The sequence below is a fragment of the Actinoallomurus sp. CA-142502 genome, from assembly GCF_050936355.1.
Classification (GTDB): domain Bacteria; phylum Actinomycetota; class Actinomycetes; order Streptosporangiales; family Streptosporangiaceae; genus Actinoallomurus; species Actinoallomurus iriomotensis.
Map to the genome: position 1 here is coordinate 6,633,909 of NZ_JBNJMY010000001.1, position 21,835 is coordinate 6,655,743.

General features: G+C 70.2%; 23 protein-coding genes and 2 pseudogenes. 9 read left to right on the forward strand and 16 right to left on the reverse strand.

From position 1 onward, the window contains the following. Positions 1-108: 108 nt before the first annotated feature. The 5 genes and pseudogenes from ACQEV1_RS31335 to ACQEV1_RS31355 all read right to left on the reverse strand — a co-directional run bounded on the left by ACQEV1_RS31335 (position 109) and on the right by ACQEV1_RS31355 (position 2,889). Entirely contained in the window at positions 109-1,086 is a 978-nt protein-coding gene (locus tag ACQEV1_RS31335; protein WP_433398209.1) for an ABC transporter permease, read from the reverse strand. Beyond that, a complete protein-coding gene (locus ACQEV1_RS31340) occupies positions 1,083-1,277 on the reverse strand; it encodes a hypothetical protein (RefSeq protein WP_433398211.1) in 195 nt (64 codons plus the stop codon). The genes ACQEV1_RS31335 and ACQEV1_RS31340 overlap by 4 nt, the downstream gene beginning before the upstream one ends. Before the next feature lie 271 nt (positions 1,278-1,548). After that, positions 1,549-1,665, reverse strand: a pseudogene (locus tag ACQEV1_RS31345) (hypothetical protein); the annotation flags it as partial. Positions 1,666-1,833: 168 nt separating this feature from the next. Then, positions 1,834-2,151 (reverse strand): annotated as a pseudogene (locus tag ACQEV1_RS31350) (hypothetical protein); the annotation flags it as partial. Positions 2,152-2,349: 198 nt separating this feature from the next. Beyond that, the gene (locus ACQEV1_RS31355; RefSeq protein WP_285622762.1) at positions 2,350-2,889 is read right to left on the reverse strand and encodes a cupin domain-containing protein; all 540 of its coding nucleotides are present in this window, start codon (positions 2,887-2,889) and stop codon (positions 2,350-2,352) included. Positions 2,890-3,004: 115 nt separating this feature from the next. Here ACQEV1_RS31355 and ACQEV1_RS31360 point away from each other — a divergent pair, with 115 nt between their 5' ends. Further along, positions 3,005-3,565 carry a TetR/AcrR family transcriptional regulator gene (locus tag ACQEV1_RS31360; RefSeq protein WP_285622764.1) on the forward strand — a complete coding sequence of 187 codons (561 nt, stop codon included), beginning with the start codon at positions 3,005-3,007 and terminating at the stop codon, positions 3,563-3,565. 517 nt (positions 3,566-4,082) lie between these two features. Here the strand turns inward: ACQEV1_RS31360 and ACQEV1_RS31365 are convergent. From ACQEV1_RS31365 to ACQEV1_RS31375, 3 genes are read right to left on the reverse strand one after another with little or no spacing between them, the layout of a single operon-like run. Beyond that, complete coding sequence (locus tag ACQEV1_RS31365) at positions 4,083-4,673, reverse strand: dihydrofolate reductase family protein (RefSeq protein WP_433398213.1); 591 nt, start codon at positions 4,671-4,673, stop codon at positions 4,083-4,085. Positions 4,674-4,722: 49 nt separating this feature from the next. Further along, entirely contained in the window at positions 4,723-5,223 is a 501-nt protein-coding gene (locus ACQEV1_RS31370; RefSeq protein ID WP_433398215.1) for a pyridoxamine 5'-phosphate oxidase family protein, read from the reverse strand. Next, positions 5,220-5,780 (reverse strand): cysteine dioxygenase, encoded by a 561-nt coding sequence (locus ACQEV1_RS31375; RefSeq protein WP_433398219.1) that lies wholly within the window; start codon positions 5,778-5,780, stop codon positions 5,220-5,222. The genes ACQEV1_RS31370 and ACQEV1_RS31375 overlap by 4 nt, the downstream gene beginning before the upstream one ends. Positions 5,781-5,855: 75 nt before the next feature. On the opposite strand from ACQEV1_RS31375, the gene ACQEV1_RS31380 reads away from it, so the two are divergent. Further along, the gene (locus ACQEV1_RS31380; RefSeq protein WP_433398221.1) at positions 5,856-6,713 is read left to right on the forward strand and encodes a LysR family transcriptional regulator; all 858 of its coding nucleotides are present in this window, start codon (positions 5,856-5,858) and stop codon (positions 6,711-6,713) included. Between the two features lie 195 nt (positions 6,714-6,908). Here the strand turns inward: ACQEV1_RS31380 and ACQEV1_RS31385 are convergent, their stop codons facing one another. Beyond that, positions 6,909-7,751 carry an oxidoreductase gene (locus ACQEV1_RS31385; protein ID WP_285622778.1) on the reverse strand — a complete coding sequence of 281 codons (843 nt, stop codon included), beginning with the start codon at positions 7,749-7,751 and terminating at the stop codon, positions 6,909-6,911. A gap of 204 nt (positions 7,752-7,955) precedes the next feature. Here ACQEV1_RS31385 and ACQEV1_RS31390 point away from each other — a divergent pair, with 204 nt between their 5' ends. Beyond that, complete coding sequence (locus ACQEV1_RS31390) at positions 7,956-8,498, forward strand: TetR/AcrR family transcriptional regulator (RefSeq protein ID WP_285622781.1); 543 nt, start codon at positions 7,956-7,958, stop codon at positions 8,496-8,498. A 542-nt stretch (positions 8,499-9,040) separates the two neighbouring features. On the opposite strand, the gene ACQEV1_RS31395 is transcribed toward ACQEV1_RS31390, so the two are convergent. Continuing rightward, positions 9,041-10,585 carry an MFS transporter gene (locus ACQEV1_RS31395; RefSeq protein WP_433398223.1) on the reverse strand — a complete coding sequence of 515 codons (1,545 nt, stop codon included), beginning with the start codon at positions 10,583-10,585 and terminating at the stop codon, positions 9,041-9,043. Positions 10,586-10,802: 217 nt separating this feature from the next. Between ACQEV1_RS31395 and ACQEV1_RS31400 the strand changes: the two genes are divergently transcribed. Both ACQEV1_RS31400 and ACQEV1_RS31405 read left to right on the forward strand, forming a co-directional pair. After that, positions 10,803-12,050, forward strand: a complete 1,248-nt coding sequence (locus tag ACQEV1_RS31400) for a phospholipase D-like domain-containing protein (protein WP_285622786.1) — start codon at positions 10,803-10,805, stop codon at positions 12,048-12,050. An 85-nt stretch (positions 12,051-12,135) separates the two neighbouring features. Further along, positions 12,136-12,336 carry a hypothetical protein gene (locus ACQEV1_RS31405; protein ID WP_433398225.1) on the forward strand — a complete coding sequence of 67 codons (201 nt, stop codon included), beginning with the start codon at positions 12,136-12,138 and terminating at the stop codon, positions 12,334-12,336. A 32-nt stretch (positions 12,337-12,368) separates the two neighbouring features. On the opposite strand, the gene ACQEV1_RS31410 is transcribed toward ACQEV1_RS31405, so the two are convergent. The 4 genes from ACQEV1_RS31410 to ACQEV1_RS31425 all read right to left on the reverse strand — a co-directional run bounded on the left by ACQEV1_RS31410 (position 12,369) and on the right by ACQEV1_RS31425 (position 14,364). After that, positions 12,369-12,791, reverse strand: a complete 423-nt coding sequence (locus tag ACQEV1_RS31410; RefSeq protein WP_433398227.1) for an STAS domain-containing protein — start codon at positions 12,789-12,791, stop codon at positions 12,369-12,371. 372 nt (positions 12,792-13,163) lie between these two features. Further along, positions 13,164-13,541: a fluoride efflux transporter CrcB gene (gene crcB, locus ACQEV1_RS31415; RefSeq protein WP_433398228.1), complete on the reverse strand. Its 378-nt coding sequence runs from the start codon at positions 13,539-13,541 to the stop codon at positions 13,164-13,166. Continuing rightward, positions 13,538-13,885, reverse strand: coding sequence for a DUF190 domain-containing protein (locus tag ACQEV1_RS31420; RefSeq protein ID WP_285622793.1), 348 nt, complete (start codon positions 13,883-13,885; stop codon positions 13,538-13,540). Before ACQEV1_RS31420 ends, crcB begins: the two co-directional genes overlap by 4 nt. Beyond that, positions 13,882-14,364 (reverse strand): fluoride efflux transporter FluC, encoded by a 483-nt coding sequence (locus ACQEV1_RS31425; RefSeq protein WP_433398230.1) that lies wholly within the window; start codon positions 14,362-14,364, stop codon positions 13,882-13,884. The genes ACQEV1_RS31420 and ACQEV1_RS31425 overlap by 4 nt, the downstream gene beginning before the upstream one ends. A 254-nt stretch (positions 14,365-14,618) precedes the next feature. Here ACQEV1_RS31425 and ACQEV1_RS31430 point away from each other — a divergent pair, with 254 nt between their 5' ends. Continuing rightward, entirely contained in the window at positions 14,619-15,824 is a 1,206-nt protein-coding gene (locus ACQEV1_RS31430) for a cytochrome P450 (protein WP_433398232.1), read from the forward strand. 3 nt (positions 15,825-15,827) lie between these two features. Here ACQEV1_RS31430 and ACQEV1_RS31435 read toward each other — a convergent pair whose 3' ends face one another. After that, positions 15,828-16,781, reverse strand: a complete 954-nt coding sequence (locus ACQEV1_RS31435; protein ID WP_433398234.1) for an aldo/keto reductase — start codon at positions 16,779-16,781, stop codon at positions 15,828-15,830. A gap of 8 nt (positions 16,782-16,789) precedes the next feature. Then, a complete protein-coding gene (locus tag ACQEV1_RS31440; protein ID WP_433398236.1) occupies positions 16,790-18,007 on the reverse strand; it encodes a cytochrome P450 in 1,218 nt (405 codons plus the stop codon). A gap of 168 nt (positions 18,008-18,175) precedes the next feature. On the opposite strand from ACQEV1_RS31440, the gene ACQEV1_RS31445 reads away from it, so the two are divergent. The 3 genes from ACQEV1_RS31445 (at position 18,176) to ACQEV1_RS31455 (ending at position 21,828) form a co-directional block, all read left to right on the forward strand. After that, the gene (locus tag ACQEV1_RS31445) at positions 18,176-19,801 is read left to right on the forward strand and encodes an FAD-dependent monooxygenase (protein WP_433398238.1); all 1,626 of its coding nucleotides are present in this window, start codon (positions 18,176-18,178) and stop codon (positions 19,799-19,801) included. A gap of 42 nt (positions 19,802-19,843) precedes the next feature. Next, positions 19,844-20,716, forward strand: coding sequence for a phytanoyl-CoA dioxygenase family protein (locus ACQEV1_RS31450; RefSeq protein WP_285622810.1), 873 nt, complete (start codon positions 19,844-19,846; stop codon positions 20,714-20,716). A gap of 62 nt (positions 20,717-20,778) precedes the next feature. Next, on the forward strand, positions 20,779-21,828 hold the full coding sequence (locus ACQEV1_RS31455) for a ketoacyl-ACP synthase III family protein (RefSeq protein WP_433398240.1): 1,050 nt from the start codon (positions 20,779-20,781) through the stop codon (positions 21,826-21,828). Positions 21,829-21,835 lie beyond the last annotated feature (7 nt).

Consider the following 21,835-nt stretch of genomic DNA (forward strand, 5'->3'; position numbering starts at 1 on the left):
ACGCTGGCGAAGCCGATGACGCGGCTACGGTTAGAGAGACGACGCACGGTCGGTCTTCCTTTCGGGCGGATGTGGTCCGGGGACGGGATGCGAGCCTGCGGGGCGCGGCTATGTGGTCAAGCGGGTCTTGACGCGCTCCTGCGTCTGTTCCATGACGACGGCCAGCACGATGACGGTGCCCTTGACGCCCGTCAGCGACGTCCCGCCCAGCACCGCGGCGGCGATGGCGTTGAGCTCGTAGGTCGTGGCGCTGTCGGGGTAGGCGGCGCCGAGCTCGGAGGTGAGGATCAGCCCGGCCAGCGCGGCGCACGCCCCCGAGATGACGTACGCCGCGATCTTCACGCGGGAGGTACGGATGCCGGCCAGCTCGGCGGCGCGTTCGTTGCCGCCGACGGCGTACACGCGGCGGCCGAACGGCGTGCGCGTGGTGATGCGGACCGCGACCGCCGCGACCAGGACCATGATCCAGATGGCGACGGGCACGCCGAGCCAGCTCTTGATGCCGAGAGTGGAGAAACCGGTGTCGTGCCGGGCGGGCGACCCGGCGAGGTTGGGAAAGGTCGCGCCGTTGCTCCGCAGGTCGGCCAGGCCGCGGGCCGCGTACAGGACACCGAGGGTGGCGATGAAGGGCGCCACCTTGAGCTTGGTGACCAGCAGACCGTTGATCAGTCCAACCACGGCACCGGCCAGGATCGCGAGGGCGATCACCATGACGGTGGAGAACCACAGGGTGTCACCGCCGGGCAGTTTCAGCCCCTCGTACAGCAGCCCACCGGCGATCATCCCGGCCAGGCCGGCGACGGAGCCCACCGACAGGTCGATGCCGCCGGTGAGGATGACGAAGGTGACGCCGATGGCCATCAGCCCGGTGATGGACACGTGCTCGCTCATCAGCAGCAGGTTGCTCGTGGTCAGATAGTCGCCGGAGATCAGGCCGAACATGATCACCAGGACGATCAGCACGATGAGGGTGCGGCCCCGCAGGGAGAGCATCGCCAGCTGCGTCCCGCGACCGGCGCGCGAGACCGGCGTGACCGGATCGGCCGACGCGCTGTTCTCGATTTCAGGTTCCGCGCTGGTGCTCATGGGCTCACCTTCATGACGGTCGTGGAGGCGGAGGCGCTGACGAGCCGTTCCTCAGTCGCTTCAGCGCGGGGCAGGTCGGCGGTGATGCGGCCACGGGCCATGACGAGGATCCGGTCGGACATGCCCATCACCTCGGCCAGTTCCGAGCTGACGAACAGCACGCCCAGGCCCTCGGTGGCCAGGCCGCTCATGATGCGGAAGATCTCGGTCTTGGCGCCGACGTCGATGCCGCGTGCTCATCGGCGCCTCGGCCACGAGCCCGCCGTCGCGCAGCACGGTCACGTAGTCGCCGATCCGGCGGAACTCGTCCAGCTTGTGAGAGATGTAGATGATGGTGACGTTCTGCGTCCGCAGGTCGTCCATCACCTCGAACAGCACGTCGACCTCGGCGTTGCTCAGCGCCGAGGTCGGCTCGTCCATGATCAGGATGCGGACGTCCTGGGACAGCACCCGGGCGATCTCCACCAGCTGCTGGGTGCCGATCGGCAGGTCGCCGACCAGCGTGTCGGGGTCGATGTCCTGACGCAGCCGGGCCAGCGCCGCCCTGGCCTGGCTGCGCTGCTCGGCGACGCTGGTCAGGTGCGTGCGTCGTCCTCACCGTCCGTTAGCCGTGAACGGCCGAGCCCCGCGCTCGTCGAAGAAGCGCATGCACACGTGGTGCGGGCGCTCACCGGGGACGCTTCGGTCCGTGCCGGGACGACGGTGACGGCCTGCGGTCGAAGAGCGGCGCGGTGGTGACGGTGTCGGTCATCGGGCCAGCTCCTCGAAGGCCGCGGTGGCCTGCTCAGCGGAGGGCACCTTGTGATGCCACTCGACGCGGTCCTCCATGAACGACACGCCCTTGCCCTTCGTGGTGTGGGCGATGACGCAGACCGGCTTGTCGCCGGTGGCCGGGGCTAACGCGACCAGCAGCCGGCGGTGGTCGTGGCCGTCGCACTCGCGAACGTCCCACCCGAAGCTGATCCACTTGTCGGCGAGCGGCTCCAGCCGCTTGGTGTCCTCGGTGCGAGCGCCCTGTTGCAGCCGGTTGCGGTCGACCACCGCGGTGAGCGCCGACAGCCCGTGGTGGCCGGCCTGCCGTACCTCCGGAAGGCCCGTGCACGCCCGGCACCTGGGCGGGCACGGCGCCTGTTACCAACGGGCCTGGCCGTGGAGTCGACGCGCAGCGCGGGACGGCACATCCACGACGGGCCCTGGCGCACCTCCTCGGCCCAGACATCGGCTTCGCGCCGTCGAGGGGCGGCGGATCACCGCCCTGTGGCGCTACGCGGGCCGGGTGCGGTCCGCGCCGATGGCGACGCCGACGATCGTGCAGGGTTCGGTGCCGCGGTTGTGCCAGGCGTGCCGGGTGCCGTTCTGGACGACCACGTCACCCGCCCGCAGCACCGTCTGCTCCCCGTCGTCGAGTTCCAGTGTGACCTCGCCCGAGACGACCAGGACGTAGTCGAGGCTGTCGGTGGTGTGCATCCCCGAGGCGCCGGGCTCATTCGCGGCCATCGCCCCCGGCATCTGCCGCTCCAGCTCCTCCAGAGCGGCGGCCACGTCCAGATCCGGAGCCGGGAGCAGCTCACCCGGCGGGACGGTGTTGATCATGAAGCGCGATCCGTCTCGGGGCGGGTACCACGCCTCGGCACGGCGCGGCGAGCCGTCGTCGGGGAACGTGGGTCGCTCGTCCCGGCCCCACAGCCGGAAGAACGCGCAGCCGGGCATCAGCTCCGAAGTGATGGGCTCGACATCACGGTCGTCGACCACGCGGGCCTTGCCCTGGGCGTCGTGGCCGGTGACAACTCGGCGAACCTTCATGTGCTCCATCCGACCTCTCTTTAATACTGTCGCATATGGATACGGTGGCGTATTGATACGCCACCGTATCTTTCGCTTGACGAACCCGTCAATACGCTGGCGTATCCTGTTGCCCGTGGTGAACGAGTCGTCCCGGCTGTCCGCCCAGGACTGGGCGCGGGCCGCGCTGAAGGCGATCGCGGACGGCGGGCTGGCCGCGGTCGCGGTCGAACCGCTGGCGCGGACGCTCGGCGTGACCAAGGGCAGCTTCTACGCGCACTACCGAAACCGGGACGAGCTGATCACCGCGGCACTCACGGAGTGGGCGCGAAGTCACGGCGCCGAGGGACTCGCCGAATTCGCCGCGATCGCCGATCCGGCACGGCGGTTGCGCGAGCTGCTCACCACCGTCGTGCAGGCCGTCCAGCCGCTGGCGCCGTCGGTGCACCTGAGCCTGCTCGGCGACCGCAACGACCCCCGGGTCAGGGACGCGGTTCACCAGGTGAACCAGGCCCGGCTGGAACTCCTGGCTCGCACCTACCGCGAGCTCGGCCTGCCTCCGGACCGGGCGACGTCTCGGGCACGGGTCGCCTACGCGGCCATCCTCGGACTGCTGCACCTCGCACAGACCGATCCGGACGCCCCGCACTCCGCCGTACTCGCCGACGAGGCGACCGCCATCTTCCTGCCGTCATGACGGCGGCGGAAGGAGACCACTCGGGAACCCTGGTGTGAGGTTTCCTGGCGGTCCTCGGTCAACGGTGTCCTGGCAGGTCACCAGATCTGGGCGTAACAGGCCAGCGCGACGGCGATCGCCGCGGGTGTAACAGCACCCACGTTGGCGTACGGACCCACGTGCGGAGCCATGTACACGGGAACGATCACCGTGCGGGTCGCGGTGTAGGCCTTGCGATCGTGAAGCCTGCCGAGTGATGGCGGTTGGCACGGAGAGAGGTGGCTTGAACTGCGAACGGGTTCGCGGTGCGTACCTGCCGATGCCGCTGACCGTATCCTCCGGTGATCCGGTCGAGATGTCGCAGCTGCCGGACTTCGCTCGCCTCGCCGAGCTGGGCCGGTTCGACGCCGGGCTTTCCGGCTGAACGAAGGTACAGGTGACCCGCTCACCGTCGGGACGGCCGGTAGCGGAAGAGCGAACGCCGGCCGATGCCCGACGAGCGGCATCACCGGCGTCCAACTCTCCGAAAGAACTTCGCCTATTGCCTGATCTCGTAGCGCAGAAGCGCCACACCGTTCTCGAACGGGGTCGCCTCGACCAGCTTCAGGTCTTGCCGATCCTCGAAAACGCGCGTTCCCCTGCCCCGTGATGCCGGGCAGACTCGCATCTGGACTTCGTCGACGACGCCGGCGTCCAGCAGGGAGCGCATGAGCGTCAAGCTCCCCCACAGCCAGATGTCCTTGCCGCTCTGCGCCTTGAGCTCCCGGATGGTGGCGACCGGGTCACGGGTCACGGTCGCGGCGGGAAAGTCGCCCCAGGAGGCCTCATCCAGTTTCGAGGAGACGACGAACTTGGTGAGGTTGTTGAGCTTCTCGCCGTACTCACCCTGCTCGTCGGCGTACGGCCAGTAGTCCTTGGACTGGGCGTAGGTGTTCGCGCCGAGGATCATCGTGTCGACCGAGTCGATGAACCCCATCACGCTCGCCTTGAACGCAGGGTCGCTCTTCTCGGAAAAGGGCTCCCCCGACACGAAGCTGAGCCCGCCGTCCTCCTCCGCCGCGATGTTGTCGACGGTAACCCACTGCTGGACCACGAGTTTCCGCGTGGCGCCGACTGCAGCAAATGTCATTTCTCGTACACCTCAGTATCTCGTCTGCGGAGGCCATCCTGGCGATCCGTCAGCCGCGTTGACGTTCTTCCTGCTGCCGGATCAGTTCCTCGACCGCGCTCGGGAGGGTCGTCTCGAAGTCGATCAGCTTCGCCCACGTCGGGGTCACGACGATCCGGACCATGCCGTCGTGATAGAGCGAGCGGACGCCGGCCTCCCACTCGACCCGTTGCTCGGGCGTCATCTCGTACGAACTGGTCTCCTGGAGATACTCGTCCGGGATTCCATCGACGAAGTCCAGCTCGGCCTGACCGCGGATGAGCAAGATCTTGGGTGGGTGCACCTCGGTGTCGATCGTCAGGGCGACCGCCGGGTTGTGACGCAGGGCCGTCAGCTTCGGGGCGTTCTTCGCGGTGCACATGACCACCTGGGAGCCGTTCCAGGCGAACGCGATCGGGATGTTGCGGGGCGTGCCGTCCTTGGCGACGTAGGCCAGGCGGGTCACGTCGCGGGCCAGCAGTTCCTGGCTGATCGGCCGGTTCAGAACCTCGCTGATCTCGTCCGGCTTCACCGGTCGTCCTTCAACGCGTAGGTACGGCGCACGCTGGTGCCGCTGCTGAGGTCCGCGCCGTACACGTGAAGCGTGATCGCGGTCGTGTCACCGGTGTTGCGGACCCGGTGGATGTCGTCGGGTGGGGCGACGCCGGTGACCGAGCCGGCGGGCCGCCGTCGCTCGCCGATCTCGACCAGCCGGTCGCCGTCGATGTCGTACAGGGTCTCGGTCTCGGCGCCCTGCAGCACCACGAATGAGCACCACACCAGGTGGTCGTGGATGTCCGTCACCTGGCCCGGTCTCCACACCACGGCGGACACCGAGAACGTCGCCTCGGTATGCAGGGTGTGCCGGGTGTAGCCGTCGGGCGAGCCGGCGCGCTCGGCCGCGGTGAGCAGGTCGACGCTCGGCATCGTCTCCTCGAGTACGTCGGCCACCTGCTGCGCGATGGTCCGCGGATCGGCGCGCCGTCGGGCGCGTGGCCCGATACGCGCGACGAGTTCGGCCAGGCCGGGCCTGGGTGGCGAGTCGACGCCGGAAGCCACCATCGGTGGCGAACTGAGCTGCTCCGTCATGACGACGATGCTCCCGGTCCTGTTTCATGACGTCCAATGCCAAAAACATCGACTTCGCATAGAGAATGTTGATTTATGAACCTGACGCACCTGCGAGTGCTGGAGGCCGTCGCCCGCCACGGGTCGGTGACCGAGGCGGCCAAGGAACTGCACTACTCCCAGCCCTCGGTCAGCCACCACCTCCGGCGGCTGGAGGCCGCGACCGGGGCCCGGCTCGTCCAGCGCGTGGTCCGCGGCATCCGGCTCACCCCCGAGGGCGAGCTCCTCGCCCGGCGGGCCAGAGAGATCATCGGACGCGTGGACGCGGCCTCCGTGGAGCTGGCCACCCAGGTCGGGCTCCGGGCCGGACGGGTCCGCGTCGCCGGCTTCCAGACGGTCCTCAGCACGATCGTCCCCAAGGCGGCGGCCGAGCTGTCCGCGTCGTACCCGGGCATCGAGCTGATCCTCACCGACGTGCACGCGGTCGAGGCACTGCGGATGCTGCGCGCCGGGCACGTCGACATCGCCCTGGTCTTCCGGCACTCCGACACCCCGGACGAGGCGGAGGGTCTCCGGTTGACCCACCTGCTGGACGATCCGCTCTACTTGATCAGCCAGAAGCCGGACCAGCGCCTGGAAGACCACCGCGACTCCGCCTGGGTCGGCGGGTGCGAACGCTGTCGCGCGGCGATGGTCGACGCCTGTGAGCGTGCCGGCTTCACCCCGCGGATCTCCTACTTCAGCGACGACATGGTCGTGGTCCAGTCGCTCGTGGCGGCCGGCATGGGCGTCGCCACCCTCCCCGGGCTCGCACTCGAAGCCCACCGTACGCCGGGGATCCACGCCACCGAGATCACCGGCAACACACGGCAGATCTTCGCCGCGACCTACGGCGAGCCGCCGGACCCACCCGCGACCACCGCGCTGATCAACATCCTCAAGACCATCGCATAGCACCGGCGGATCGGCCGGTCCGAGCGGCATGTCGAGTGAGGCGGCCACCTATGGCGACCCGCCTGAGGTGAGAATTATTTCGGTCCCCACACTGTGCGGCATGACTCGCCTCACGCTCGTCGGAAACGACCACGGTCTCGGCACGAGTACGCGTACTCGCCTCCGGATCGCTGCGGGTACGCCGGCGGGGACGGGCTAGCGTTCCTCCGCCGGATAGTCGGCGGAGCGACTCACGTCGGCCCACTTCTCGGTCTCGGCGGCGCGGGCCTCCGCGGCCTCCCGCGCGAGCGTGACGGCGCCGCCGCCGAGGATGAGGCGTCGTGGCGGGTCGTCGGCCGCGACCACGTCGATGATGATTTTGGCGGCGCGGGACGGGTCGCCTGGCTGGGTGCCGTCGCTGGCCCGCCGATAGCGGTTGATGGCGCCCACCGTCTCCTCGTAGTCGGGTCCGACGGGCGGGATTCGCATGGACGAGCCCTGCCAGTCGGTACGGAACGCGCCCGGCTCGACGATGACCACCTTCACGCCGAACGGTGCGACCTCGCTGGCGAGCACCTCGGAGAAGCCCTCGACCGCGAACTTCGCGGTCTGGTACGCGCCCATCCCAGGCGTGCCGCCGACGCGTCCCCCGATGGAGGAGAACTGCACGAAGGTCCCCGACCGCTGGGCGCGCAGGACGGGCAGCGCGGCCCGTGTCACGTTCACGACTCCGAAGAGGTTGGTCTCGATCTGGGCGCGGAAGTCGTCTTCCGCCATCTCCTCGATCGGCGCGCTGTTGGCGTAGCCCGCGTTGTTGACGACCACATCGAGGCGGCCGAAGGCCTCGGTGGCCTCCTTCACCGCACCGGAGGCCGCGGCGGCGTCGGTGACGTCCAGTGCGACCGCCCGAATCCGCTCACCGTACCGGGCCGACAGGTCGTCCAACTGCTCCGGCCGTCGCGCGGTGGCGACGACCTGGTCCCCCACCTCCAGGACCGCCTCGGTCAGACGGCGGCCGAAACCACGCGACGCCCCGGTGATCAACCATGTCCTAGCCATGTTCCGCTCCTCCACATCCGGTCAACTGTCTCTACAGAGTAGCACTTACGATCAGAGTTACCTCGTTGGCGAGCCAAGTGATCAGCGATGTGCTACACGATTGAGCTCTAGTTGCCTCATATGGGTAGCATTTGGATAGGTATAGTCTCCCAAAGTGTGGCGAAAAACCCTTCATCTGCTGCACGAACAGGTATCTTGAGCCGGGTGAGAGCAGACGCGACACGCAACCTGGAACTCGTCCTGCGCACGGGGGCCCGCCTGCTCGCCGACGACCCCTCGGCGAGCATCGCCTCCATCGCCGCGGCCGCCGGAGTGGACCGGCGCACCGTCTACCGCCGCTTCTCCTCCCGCGAGGAACTCCTGGCCGCCGTGTACAAGGTCCGGTACGACGCGGTCGAGGAGGCCATCGAGGCCGCCAGGCTGCGCGAGGCCCCGCCCGCGGTCGCGCTGCACCGTTACGTGGAGGGCATCGTCGCGGTCAACCGCAAATGGCCGGTGGAGACGAGCCTCCTGCTCACCGAGGAGACGATCCGCGAGCGCCGTCAGCGCCTGATCGATGAGGTCGACGCCTTCTTGCGGCGCGCTACCGAGGAAGGGCTGCTGCGGTCCGACCTGCCGCCCGGCTGGGTGAGTTCGCTCCTGCCACCGCTGATACGGCGCGCCGCGGAGAACCTGCCCGAGCTGAGTGCCGCACAGGCCGCCGACGTGGTGGTCGACACGCTGCTGAGCGGTGTCGGCGCGCACTGATCCGCGCCCCGCGGAACGACCATCACCTCCACACGGCGCCCGCGCGAAGTCACTGTGGCGTCGCCGCGCGCGGAGGTGATCGCCGACCTGGCGCGCGCCGGCCGCGCGGGCAGCCGCGTCGCGGCGCACGGTCGCGATGGAGCGGTCGGCGGAGTCCCGTCGCCGGGTGGCTCCACACGGCGGGCGCCGGGCCCGGCACGATCGTCGCGGTCGCGAAGTACGCCACCGAGACGGCATCACCCCGCCCGCACGGCCATGGCCCGGCCGTACAGGCGAACGCGCGCGAATACGCCCCGCTGCCGACCTCGGCGACCGCGAACCGGCCGCCCCACCCGTACGACCACAACCTCGCCGCACAGACGAACGCGCCCGTTACCGGCCTCAGCATCCACGGACCGGCCGCCCGCCTGACGAATCAGCGGGCCGTAGGCCTGACCGTTCCTCTCCCTCACACCTGACCGTACGAGCGGGACCTCGGCGATCATCTCCGCGTACGCGGCCGGTGGGCTCCGGCGCACCCCCGCGAGAGAGACCCCGGGCGGTCAGCTTCTGCCCGCATGAGCGCCATCCGGGATCGTCGCCCCGGCATGCCCGGCGGGTCTGGTCCGGGGTGCGAACGTCAAGGTCAGGATGAGGCCGGTGAGGGCGATGCCGGCCGTGGCCAGCAGCGAGACGTCCAGGCCGTACGCGAAGGCGTCCCGGATCCTGCGCTCGAGCGAGAGCGAGCCAAGCCGATCGGCGATGGCCAGTCCGCTGAAGACGCTGTGGCGGATCTCCGGAGCGGCGCCGACCGGAAGGCCGGCGTGGCCCAGGCGCGCCTGATACGACGCGGCGAGCACGCTTCCCATGACGGCGCTGCCGAGCGGAGCGCAGGTCTTCTGGAACGTCTGGACCACCGCGGAGCCGATCCCGCTGCGCTCAACGGACAGTTCGGACAGTGCGACCGACGTCGTGGCGGTCAGGGCCAGCCCGACACCCGCGCACAGCACCGCCATCCAGACCACGACGAACGCGGTGGCCGAGACGGCGCTGGTGACGGCGCCGATCCCAGCACCCACACCGGCCAGCACGAAGCCCAGCGCGATGGTAAGCCTCGCGCCGGCGGCCTTCGCGAGCGGGCCGGCGGGCAGGGCGCCGAGGACGAGGCCGATGACGAAGGGAAGCATCTTGAGGCCCGACTCCATGGCGTCGGCCCCCTGCACCGCCTGGAAGTACTGCGGCATGCTGAACAGCAGCCCCGCCACGCACAGCCCCGCCGTCCCGCTCAGGACGGCTCCCCAGGAGAACGCCCTGGACCGGAACAGCGCGGGATCGACCATCGGCATGCCGCCCCGGCCGCCGAGCCGCCGCTCCCAGGCGAAGAATCCGCCCAGTATCGCGATGCCGCCGGCGGTCGTCGTCAGCGTGACGGCCGCACTCCAGCCGCGCTCACCCGCTTCGATCAGGCCGTACGTCAGCACCACGAGCCCGATGACCGACGAGATCATCCCGGTCAGGTCGAGGTCGGGACGCTTGGTGGCACGTGATTCCGGCACCAGGACGGTGCCGACGATCAGCCCGACGGCGACGACCGGGACGTTGATCAGGAACACCCAGCCCCACCACAGGTGCGTCAGCATCCAACCGCCGAGGATCGGTCCGGCCGGGAGGGCCAGGAAGTTGGCGACCTCGTACACGCCCACCGCCGCACCCCGCTCACGGTCGTCGAACAGGACGGTCAGCGCCGACATCGCCATGACCGTGATGCCGGAGCCCGCGAACCCCATGAGCAACCGCGCGGTCAGGAAGATGCCCGGAGAGGGCGCGTAGGCGCACAGCACCGATCCGGCCCCGAAGGCCGCCAGTGACACGAGCATCACCTTCTTCCGGCCCCACCTGTCCCCGGCCAGGCCGGCCGGGAGCACACCGGCCGCGAGAGTCAGCAGGTAGCCGGACAGGAACCACTGCAGGCCCGACTCCGTGGCCGAGAGCGCCTTCGCCAGCTCCGGCAACGCCACCGACAGGACGGTGCCGTCCAGGGTCACCACCAGCACGCACAGGTTGACGGCGGCCAGGGCCCACCACTTGCGTCCACCGGCGCCAGTCATGGAGGTTCCTCACTGTCGACGATCAGAGGTAACTACCAAAAGGAGGTTACCCCCAAAAGTTGGAGACCGCCATGACGGCGGCCGGCTCCCCAACCTGGCGGACGATCGAGTCAGCGAAAGTTAACTGGCTGTTAATTCACGAGTGGATTGCCTCGGTAAGGGCTGTTGCCCCTACTGTCCGTCTAGGTAGAGTCGCGGCGGCTTTGAGGGGGAATGCATGACCGACTGGAAGAGACGCAGCGTCGCACTGCTCGCGAGTACCGGCCTCGTAGCCACCGGCCTCGGCTATTGGACCGCCGGCGAGGCCGACGCGGCGTTCGCGCCGCGGGCCGGGGCGATTTTCAATGACCCCGAGGGCACGCACAGTCAGCAGTACGCCATCATGCAGCAGATCGAGACCGATATCGCCGCCGCCCCGAAGGGGTCGGTCATCCGGGTCGCGGTCTACAGCATGGACCTGGACGAGGTCGCCAACGCCCTGATCGCCGCGCACAAACGCGGCGTTCACGTGAAGGTCCTCATGGACCAGCACGCGAAGAACAGCCTCTGGAACCGTCTCGTCGCCGAGCTCGGCAGCAAGGTCAGCACCAAGAGCGCGAGCAGTTACGCCGCCCTGTGCTACGGCGGGTGCATGGCGCACCATTATTCGGGCGGCAAGCCGGTTTCCTGGCTGCACACCAAGTTCTTTCTGTTCTCTGGCGGCGGCAAGCCGACCGTGACGCTGACCAGCGCGAACCCGACGGCGATCCAGGCCGAGGTGACCTGGAACAACAGCTACACCATTGTCGGCAACAGTGGCCTGTACGACGCCTACGTGAAGAACTTCACCGACATGTCGAAGGGCTCGGCGGGAACCCACAAGACGAACTACTACTGGACGTACGGCTCCAATCCCAAGGCGTACTACTGGCCGAAGGCGAGCGGCGCCAGTGACACGATCCTGGGCATGCTGAAGCTCGTCACCTGCTCGAAGACCTATGCCACCCAGGTCCGCATCGCGATGTACCAGTGGAGCGACAACCGGGTCGCGGTCGCGAAACAGCTGGCGAGCATGGCGTCGAAGGGATGCAAGGTCGCCGTCATCTATACCAAGGACCAGGTCTCCTCGGGCGTCCGGTCGACGCTGGCCAAATCAAAGGTCGACGTACGGGACACGACTCAGGGTACGAACGCCGACGGCTACGCCTCGTACTACACGCACAACAAGTACCTGCTGATCAACGGCCGCTACGACGGCGTCAGCGGACGGCAGATCGTGATGACCGGCTCGGCGAATTACACGACCAACGCGCTTTACCACAACGACGAGACGGACATGAAGCTGACGAGTTCGAGCGCGTACGCGGCCTATCTGGGCAACTTCAACGACGAGATCGCCGCCCTCTCGGCCGCCACGGCGAAACAGCGCGCCCTGGGCGAGCTGCCCACGATCCCGATCGACCCGCTCCAGGCCGAAGACAGCTGACGCACGGCCGCGCGGGCGGCCCGGAGGTGAGGACGCGGCGCACGCGCGACCGGCGCCGCCGAGACGCGACGCTAGGATTTAGAGCGTGCTCGAAGTCGATTCACAGCCGGAGACCGCCTCCATTCCCCCGGCGGGCGTGACCATCGCCGAGGTACTCACCAGACTCGCGGAGATCCAGCAGCACCTCCAGCTCATCGACCACAAGATCGACGTCTACCGAGGCCGGCTCGCCGCCGGCGACGCCGACCGACTCTGGGCGCCCACACACCAGCCGGACGCCCCCTGAAGACGGACAGCAGGCGGATCAGCCGGAAAAACTCATCCCGCCCCGGTGCGTACCGCCGGCGACCGGGTGCCCGGTGCGGTGCCGCACGGCGGGGACTCGGCGAGGGCGTCTTCGATGGTCGGGTGGACGGACAGCAGGCGGGTCAGCGTGGTGATGCGCAGGATGCGCAGGAGTGGGCCTTCGGGGCAGATCACGCGGAGCCGTCCTCCGCGCTGCCGGATCCACCGCTGGGCGCTCACCAGGACGCGCAGGCCGCTGGCGTCGCAGAACTCCACCTTCGTCATGTCCAGGATGAGGTCGGCCGACCCGTCCTGGGCGTTGATGACCTCGATCAGGTGGTCCTGCAGCCAGGGCGCGGTGGCCAGGTCGATCTCGCCGGCCACCTCCAGCACCGGACATGGACCGGTGTGACGCGATGACGCCGAGAACAGCGGCGGAATCTTGTCCGCGACCATGAGGTTCCCCCTTCCTCGCCGATGCCGGTGGCTGCCTGCCCGGGCCGGTGCTCCGCGGTGGGGGAAAGTACCGCCGATGCGATCGCGCAGGCGTTCCGGGGAAACACCGGCCGATCGTTGGCCCAGGATGCAATGTCAGGTGTGGATGATGTGCGAGCCGCGAGCCGGTCGGGCCTGCGGCGGTCTATCGCTCGATGACGTGGTGTCGAAACCACCGGCTCCCAACTGTCTATCGCTCCCATGGGCGAGTTGACAAGTCACGGAACACGACCCTTGTGAGCCACAGGAAGGGCTGTGACCTGCGGTAACGCATGGGACAAGATTCTGCGGCGGCCCGAGGCGCTCCCTCGCGCGGAGGCGTCGCGGGCCGCGTCAGTGGGCCCAGAGCGCTTCGGCGATGGCGGTGCCGGTGAAGGCCGCTCCCAGCCCCGCGACGACGCTGGCGATGACGTTGGCGGCGGCGAAGAACCTCGCGCCGGTCTCGGCCAGCCGCAGCGTCTCGTAGGAGAAGGTGGAGTAGGTGGTCAGGGCGCCGCACAGGCCGGTGCCGAGGAGCAGCTGCACGCCGGCCGGGGCCGCGTGGTACGTGACCGCGCCGGCCAGCAACCCCAGGATCAGGGAGCCGGCGACGTTGACGGTGAAGGTCCCCCAGGGGAAGACGGCGTCGTGGCGGGTCTGGACGGCCCGGTCGGCGAGGTAGCGCAGAGGCGCCCCGGCCATGGCGCCGACGATCACGAGCAGCCAGTTCACCGCGGCTCCTCGCGCCCGGTGTAGCGCAGCACCTCGACCTCGTCCAGTACCACCAGACCCTCGGTCACCAGTTCGTCCAGCTCGGGGAGGAAGTCCCGGATGCGCGGCTCGGCGTCGACGATGATGACGACGATCGGCAGGTCCTCACTCAGCGACAGCAGCCGGCTGGTGTGGATCAGGGACGAGGCCCCGAAGCCCTCGCACCCCCGGATGACGGTCGCGCCGGCCAGGCCGGCCTTGTGCGCGCGGTGCACGATCTCGGTGAACAGGGGCTTGTGATGCCACTGGTCGCTCTCCCCGATGAAGATCGTCAGGCGTAGTGCCGAACCGTGAAGGCGTGTCATGACCGTCTCCTTGCGATCAGACGACGTGTGGTGGCCGCCGCCGCCCACACCGCGCCGAGTGCCACGACGAGGGTCAGCGCGAGGTAGCCGAGCGCGGTACGCGCGCGGCCGGCGTCGATGAGGTGAGAGATGTCGACGGCGTAGGTGGAGAAGGTGGTGAAACCGCCCAGGACGCCGGTGCCGACGAACGGCCGTACCAGCCGGTGCACCGACCATCCGTCGGTGATGACCACCATGAACACGCCGATGATCGCGCAGCCGAGCGCGTTGATCGCCAGCGTGGCCCACGGAAAGGTCCCCGGCGCGGTCGGCCAGATCAGCCCGGCGCCGTAGCGGGCGGCCGCGCCGAGCGCGCCGCCGGCCGCGACGACCGCCACCACGGGCGCCTGGCCGCGTGTCAGCTCATGTCGCCGCGCGCGCATCCTCAGGTCGATGTCAGGATCGATGGGCTCGTGGACCCGGTTGTCGGGTGCCGTCATGCGTACCGATCTCCCTACTCGCGAGACGCCCACGTGAGTGCGCGGGCGTGTGCTGTCACAAGCAGGGACCGTTGGCGACACGAGTGCCGCGGTTCGGGTACGGCAGGCCCCACCGCCGCGCGGGGGCCACTCGGCCCCGCGGGTTCAGGATACCGGCACTCGCTCCCGACGCATGATCGCCACCGCCTCGTCGGCCTCTGGACACGGCCCACGGCGCGGCGGCATCCTGGAGCGCGCGCCGAGGGAGAACCGCGATGAGCCCATCCGAGCACGACATGCTCGCTTCACCGGCCTTCCCGATGGAGCGGACCTGCCCGTTCGCTCCACCGGCCGAATATCGGCGGATGCGCGCCGACGGGCCGCTCGTCCGTGCCGTGCTTCCCAACGGCGCGCCGGTCTGGGCGGTCACCCGGCACGCCGAGGCGCGGCAGATCCTCAGCGACCCGCGGATCAGCTCGGACACCGGACGGCCCGAACGCCCGCGGGGGCCCGACGACGATCGGCCCGACGAGGGCTTCTTCATCGACATGGACCCGCCCGAGCACAGCCGGTACCGGCGGTTGCTGATCTCGGAGCTGGGCGCCCGCCCGGTGGCCGCCATGCGGCCGCGCGTCCAGCGCATCGTCGACGCGGCGATCGACACCATGCTGGAGGCCGGGCCGCCCGCCGACCTCGTCGAGTCGTTCGCGCGCCCCGTCCCGGCGCGCGTGGTCTGCGAGCTGCTCGGCGTCCCGGTCGCCGATCATGAGTTCTTCGAGTCACGGCTCCGGATGCTGAGCGTGATGACCATCGACCCGAGAGCGCCCCAGGCGTCCCGTGACCTGCGCGGCTACCTGGGCGAGCTGATCCGCCGCGCCGAGCACGCGCCACACGACGGCCTCATCGGGCGGCTGGCCGGCCGGCACCTGCCCACCGGGGAGCTGACCGCCGACGCGCTGATCAACATCGGGTTCCTGCTGCTGCTCGCGGGCTACGAGTCGCCGGCGAACATGATCTCGCTGGGCGTGGTGACGCTCCTGGAGCACCCGGCGCAGCTCGCGGCCTTGCGCGCCGATCCGGGCCTGCTGCCGGGTGCGACCGAGGAACTGCTGCGCTTCCACTCGGTGCAGGACTGGGTCAGCTTCGACCGGGCGGCGGCGGACGACCTCGACATCGGCGGGTTGCGGATCCGCGCCGGCGACCGGCTGACGGTGCTGGCCGCCTCCGCCAACCGGGACGAGCGGGCGTTCGAGAACCCCGACGAGTTCGACGTCCACCGGTCCGCGCACCACCATCTCGCCTTCGGCCACGGGGTGCACCAGTGCGTCGGCCACAACCTGGCCCGAGCCGTGCTGGAGATCGCCTACGGCACCCTGCTGGCCCGGATGCCGACACTGCACCTGGCGGCCGGGCTCGACGCGCTGCCCTTCGCCTACGACTCCGGCCTGTTCGGGCTGCACGCCATGCCCGTCACCTGGTGAGCGTCAGCCGAGCGGCACCAGCGCGGTGATCTCGGCCAGTTCCTCGGCGGTCGGCGCCCAGTCGCCGGCGGCCACATTGGCCCGTACCTGGTCCGGGTGGGTCGCACCGGCGATCACCGAACCGCAGCCGGGCAGCGCGGCCAGCGCGCCGATGGCCAGGTCCAGGAGCGACCGGCCGTGCTTCTCCGCCCAGGACGTCAGCGCCTCCACCCGGTCCAGCCGCTCCGGCGTGATGAGCTGGGAGCGCTCGGCGAGCCGGCTTCCGGCCGGGGGCTCCTGCCCGCGTCGCACCTTGCCCGTCAGCAGCCCGTGGGCCAGCGGGAAGTACGGCAGCACGCCGACCCCGTAGTGCAGGGCCGCCGGGACCACCTCGCGCTCGGCGTTCCGGCCCAGCAGCGACCAGTGGTTCTGCGCCGACACGAACGACGCGCAGCCTCGCGCGCGGGCGACGTGCGCGGCCTCGGCGATCTGCCAGCCGCTGAGGTTGGAGCTGCCGATGTAGCGCACCTTGCCCTCGCGCACCAGCTCGGTCAGCGCGTCGAGGGTCTCCTCGATCGGAGTGACGCCGTCGGGAAAGTGGTACTGGTAGAGGTCGATGTGGTCGGTGCGCAGGCGGCTCAGCGACCCCTCCACCGCCCGCCGGATGTACGACCGGCCGCCGAGCGCTCCGTGCGCCTCGCCCTGCCCGTAGTCGGGGCGTTTCCCGCGGCTGCCGAACTTGGTGGCCAGCACGACCTTGTCGCGCCGACCGGCCAGCACCTCGCCGAGGAGTTCCTCGGAGGCGCCCGGCGACGCGCCGTACGACTCGGCGGTGTCGAAGAGCGTGACCCCCTCGTCGATCGCCGCGTCCACCACCTCCCGGGTACGGGTGACGTCGATGCGCGCACCGATGTTGTTGCAGCCCAGCCCGACCACCGACACCCGAAGGCCCGAGTCGCCCAAGGTCCTGTAGCGCATGATCCTCCCTATCCCTCGGCCGGTACGGCGCCCCAGGCGACCGGCAGCCGGTCCACTCCGTACACCGCCATGCGTTCGCGGGTCGGCACCTCGGCCGCCGGAACGGCCAGGCGCAGGTCCGCGAAGCGCTCGAAGAGCGCGGTCAGCGCGATGCGGAGCTCGGCGCGCGCGAGATGCTGCCCGAGACACTGGTGGATACCATGCCCGAACGCCAGGTGCCCGGTCGCGGAGCGTGCCACGTCCAGCGTGTCCGGGTCGGGGAAGCGTCCCGGATCCCGGTTCGCCACCGGCAGCGCCAGCACCACCGTCTCACCCGCCGCGATGACGTGGCCGTCGATCTCGACGTCGACCAGCGCGGTGCGCCGTACGTCGAACTGCAGGATCGACAGGTAGCGCAGCAGTTCCTCGACCGCCGGCTCGGCGAGTCCGGGGTCCGCGGTCAGCCGGGCCCGCTCGGCCGGTTCGGTCAGCAGCACGAACGTCCCGAGCGCGAGCATGCTCGACGTGGGCAGGTGGCCGGTGGCCAGCAGCACCATCCCGAGGTTGGTGAGCTCGTCGTCGCTGAGGTCGCCGGTCGCCACGGCGTGCGCCAGCAGCCCGTCCTCCGGCGTGGTGGACCGGCCGCGCAGGCGGGTGAGGAGGCCGCGCACCGTTCCGGTGATCGACAGGACGGCCTCGACCGCCCGCTCGGGGGTCGATTCCAGGTCGTTCATCACCGCGGTCGCCGCCTGGATCGCGTGCCGGTCCTCCGGCGGTACGCCCAGCAGCTCGCAGATCACCAGCGCCGGAACCGGCACGGCGAACGCGGCGACGAGGTCGGCGGGCGACCCGCCGTCCGCCATGCGGTCGAGCGCCTCCGCGGTGTACCGCCGGATCGCGGGCGTCAGCTCGGCGACGCGCCGGGGCCCGAAGTGGCGGCTCAGCAGGCGGCGGTACCGGGTGTGCTCGGGCGGGTCCATGTGCGGGAAGATGCCCGGCTCCGCCGGAGTCGGCCGCTCGTGCGCGCGCTCGTTCCCGACCGGCTGGTGCAGCAGCTCGCGCCGGGTGCTGAAGCGCGGGTCCGCCAGGATGGCCCGGGTGACGCCGTAGCCGGTGGCCACCCAGCCGACGTGACCGTCGGGGTAGGCCAGCCGGGTGAGCGAGGCTCGTCTCCGCAGCTCCACGGGGGGATCGAAGGGGGTCGGGCGGTCGGTCTCCAACGGCTGCGCCATCCGACCGTCGCTCATCCGGCAACCTCCCGCCTGGGCGCCGGGTCGCCCCGGCACGCCGATGATCACAGCGCGAAGATTATGCATGAGAAATCGCAAAAATGACACCACTAGTCATTTCTGGACTGCCCGATTAGCATCGGCGCTGACCGAACGGACACGTCCGTCAACGCGCAGGGTGCGCAATTGCTGCCGGTCTGTGATTGGCATGCCGACGACCCTTCACACCGTCTCCGACGAATCTTCCAGCAGTCTCATTGTTTATTTCCAGCAGAGGTGTTAATGGCTTTTCGGGATGCGCAGGTCGCTGTTGTCGGTGGCGGGCCGGTGGGCCTCATGCTCGCGTGCGAGGTGGCGCTCCACGGCGTTCCGGTGGTGGTGCTCGAACGACTTCCCGAGATCGAATGGCGACCGAAGGCCGAGGGCATCACCGGGCGGGCGGTCGACATCATGGACCGCCGCGGGCTCATGATCGGGGTCGCCGAGACTCCCATCACGCCGCCGACCGCCGAGCAGCAGGCCCGCATCGCCGCAGGTGAGCGGCGCCCCGACAGCCTGCACCCCAAGGCGTTCCCGGGCGCGCGGCACTTCGCCAGCATGTTCCTGCTCCGCCCGGAGTCCCCCGACCTGCTGGTGCCCCAGCAACTGCTGGAGCAGGATCTGGCGCGGCGCGCGGCGGAGCTCGGCGTCGAGGTACGGCGCGGCCACACCGTCACCGGGTTCACCCAGGACGACGACCGGGTGCGTCTCGACGTCGACGGCCCGGACGGGCCGTATCGGCTGGAGGCGGAATGGCTCGCCGGTTGCGACGGCGGCCGGAGCTTGGTCCGTAAGCTGTCCGGCGTCGCCTTTCCGGGAACGGACGGCATCACCACCGGCTACCGCGCCTTCGCCGAGATCGATGACCTCGACTTTCACCTGCCCGGATGGTTCCGTAAGGACGGCGGGCTCCTGGTGTACGAGGAGGGACCGCCTCGGTTCATCACCCTCGAATTCGACGGCCCGCCGGAGAATCGGGACGCGCCCATCACCGCCGAGGAGTTCCAGGGTGCGCTGCGCCGGCTCAGCGGCACCAAGGTGACGGTCACCGAGGTCAAGAAGATCACCCGGTTCACCGACAACGCGCGGCAGGCCGAGACGTACCGCAGCGGGCGGGTGCTGCTCGTCGGCGACGCGGCGCACGTCCACTCGCATTGGAGCGGTCCGGGGCTGCGGCTCGGCCTGGGCGACGCCGTCAACGTCGGCTGGAAGCTCGCCGCGGTCGCGCGCGGCTGGTGCGGCGAGGACCTGCTCGACACCTACACCTCCGAGCGGCATCCGGTCGGCGCGCAGACGCTGGAGATCCAGCGCGCGTCCATCGCGTTGATGCGGCCCGGACCCCACGTCGACGCGTTGCGCCGGCTCTTCACCGAACTGCTGCTCCGCGACGAGGCGAACCGGCAGCTCACCTCCCTGGTCGACGACCTGCACATCGGCTACGACATGGGCGACCCGTCACTGACCGGTCCGCTGGTCGGGCGCTACAGCCCGGACCTGCGGCTGCGGCGCGCCGACGGCACCGTGCGGGTCGCGGAACTGCAACGCGACGGGCGGGCCCTGCTGCTCGACCTGACCGCCGGATCCGGGCTGCGGGCGCTCGCCGAGCCCTGGTCCGACCGGGTCGACGTGATCACCGCCGAGTGCGACGAGGCCCCGGCGGACGCCCTGCTGATCCGGCCGGACGGCTTCGTCGCCTGGAGCACGCCCGCCGACCCGGCGTCGCTCCCGGACGCCCTCGCCCGCTGGTTCGGCCCGCCGGCCGGGACCGCCTGACGATTTGACCGACCTGGACCGACCACGCTCCCGGAGGCCGGAGTGAGTGATCCCATGCTGACCACGCTGCCCGCGACGAGCTCGGTCGACGAGGCCGTCGACGTGGTCGACCGCGACGGAGCAGTGATCATCGAGGACTTCGTCGACGCGGGCACGCTCCGCGGCCTGTGGGCGGACCTGGATACGGACCTGGAGCGCCAGGCGGACGGCGACGGACGCCTGGTCGGCGAGAAGACCCGGATCCTGCCGGGGCTGGTGCGCCGGAGCGCGCGGTCGGTGGCGATCATGCGCCAGCCGCACTTCCTCGGCGCGGCGCGGCACTTCCTGCAGCGCCCGGTGAAGGCCTGGCTCGGCGAGCAGCGCGTCGAGTTCGTCCCGACGATTCAGCTGGGCATCTCGCGGGCGATCCAGATCTGGCCCGGGGTGGCGCTCCAGGGGCTGCACCGCGACGACACGGCCCACCTCCGTACCCATCCGGGCCCGGAGAGCCGGGTGCAGGTCATGGTCGCCGCGAGCGAGTTCACCGCGCGCAACGGCGCCACCCGTGTGATCCCCGGGAGCCACCGGTGGGACGACGAGCGGGCGCCCCGCGACGAGGAGGCGGTCCCCGCCGAGATGCGGGCCGGTTCCGCACTGCTGTGGCTCGGCAGCACGTACCACGGCGCCGGCGTCAACGCCTCCGACGGCCCCCGCACCGGCCTGTCGTACGCCTACGACCTCGGCAACCTCCGGCAGGAGGAGAACCAGTACCTGTCCGTGCCGCTGGAGGTGGTCCGGGGGTACCCCGAGGACATCCAGCGGCTCCTCGGCTATGAGGCCTGCCCGCCGATGTGCGGACTGCACGAGCTGAACGATCCGATGCTGCTGCTCCGCGACGGGTCCCCGGGCCCGGCCGCGACGTCCGACACGCGGTGAGGCCCGCACCTTACGGCCCCACCGCCCCGTACCGCGGCATGCCCGCATTGAAGGAGGGACAGATGCGTACTCCCGACTTGTACCTGCGCAGTATCGGCGTCCATCTCCCACCGGTGGTGGGCATCGAGACGGCCGTCACCGAGGGCCGCTACCCGGCCGACGAGGTGGAGTACTTCCGTCTCGGCGGCGCGGCGGTGGCCGGTGACGTACCGGCGCCGGAACTGGCGCTGCGCGCCGCCCGGCAGGCGTTCGAGCGCTCCGGCGGCCTGTCACCGCGCGAGCTGGACCTCATGCTGTACTCCGACGTCTGGCACCAGGGGCCGGAGGGCTGGGAGCCGCAGTACTACCTGCAGCAGCACCTGGTCGGCGGCGACGTGCTGGCCGTCGAGCTGCGGCAGGGCTGCTGCGGGCTGTTCAGCGCGCTGCAGCTCACCGCCGGGTACCTGCGGCCGGGCGGCACCGCCCTGCTGGTCGGCGCCGACAACCACGGCACCCCGCTGGTCGACCGCTGGCGGATGATCGAGGGCGCCGTGATGGGCGACGCCGGGTGCGCGCTGCTGGTCACCACCGACACCGGGTTCGCCGAGCTGCGGTCGATCAACGTGACCGTGCTCCCGGAGGCCGAGGCGGTCAACGACGGCGGCGTGCCGATGTTCCCGCCGGACGCCACCGTGGGCCGGCCGCTGGACTTCGCCGCGCGTAACCGGGAGTTCCGCAAGCGGCTGATCGCCGGGGACGGCGCCGAAGTCATGCTGGCGATCCAGAAGACGCTGCTGGAGCTGGTCGACCGCACGCTCACGGAGGCGGAGATCACGCTCGACGAGGTGGCGCGCGTGGCCTTCCCCCACGGGCGCTGGGACGACCTGGAGAACCGCGGGGTCAACTGGCTCGGGCTGACCATGGCCGACACCACCTGGGACTACGGCGCCGGGATCGGGCACCTCGGGGTCAGCGACCAGTTCGTCGCCCTCGACCACCTGCTGACCGTCGGTGCGCTGGCCGCCGGCGACCACGTGCTGCTCGTCGGGCTCGGCGCCGGCACCACCATGGCCTGCGCCGTACTCCGCATCCTCGACGTCCCGCCGGAGTACGCCTCCGGCGGTCCCGCATGAGCGAGCG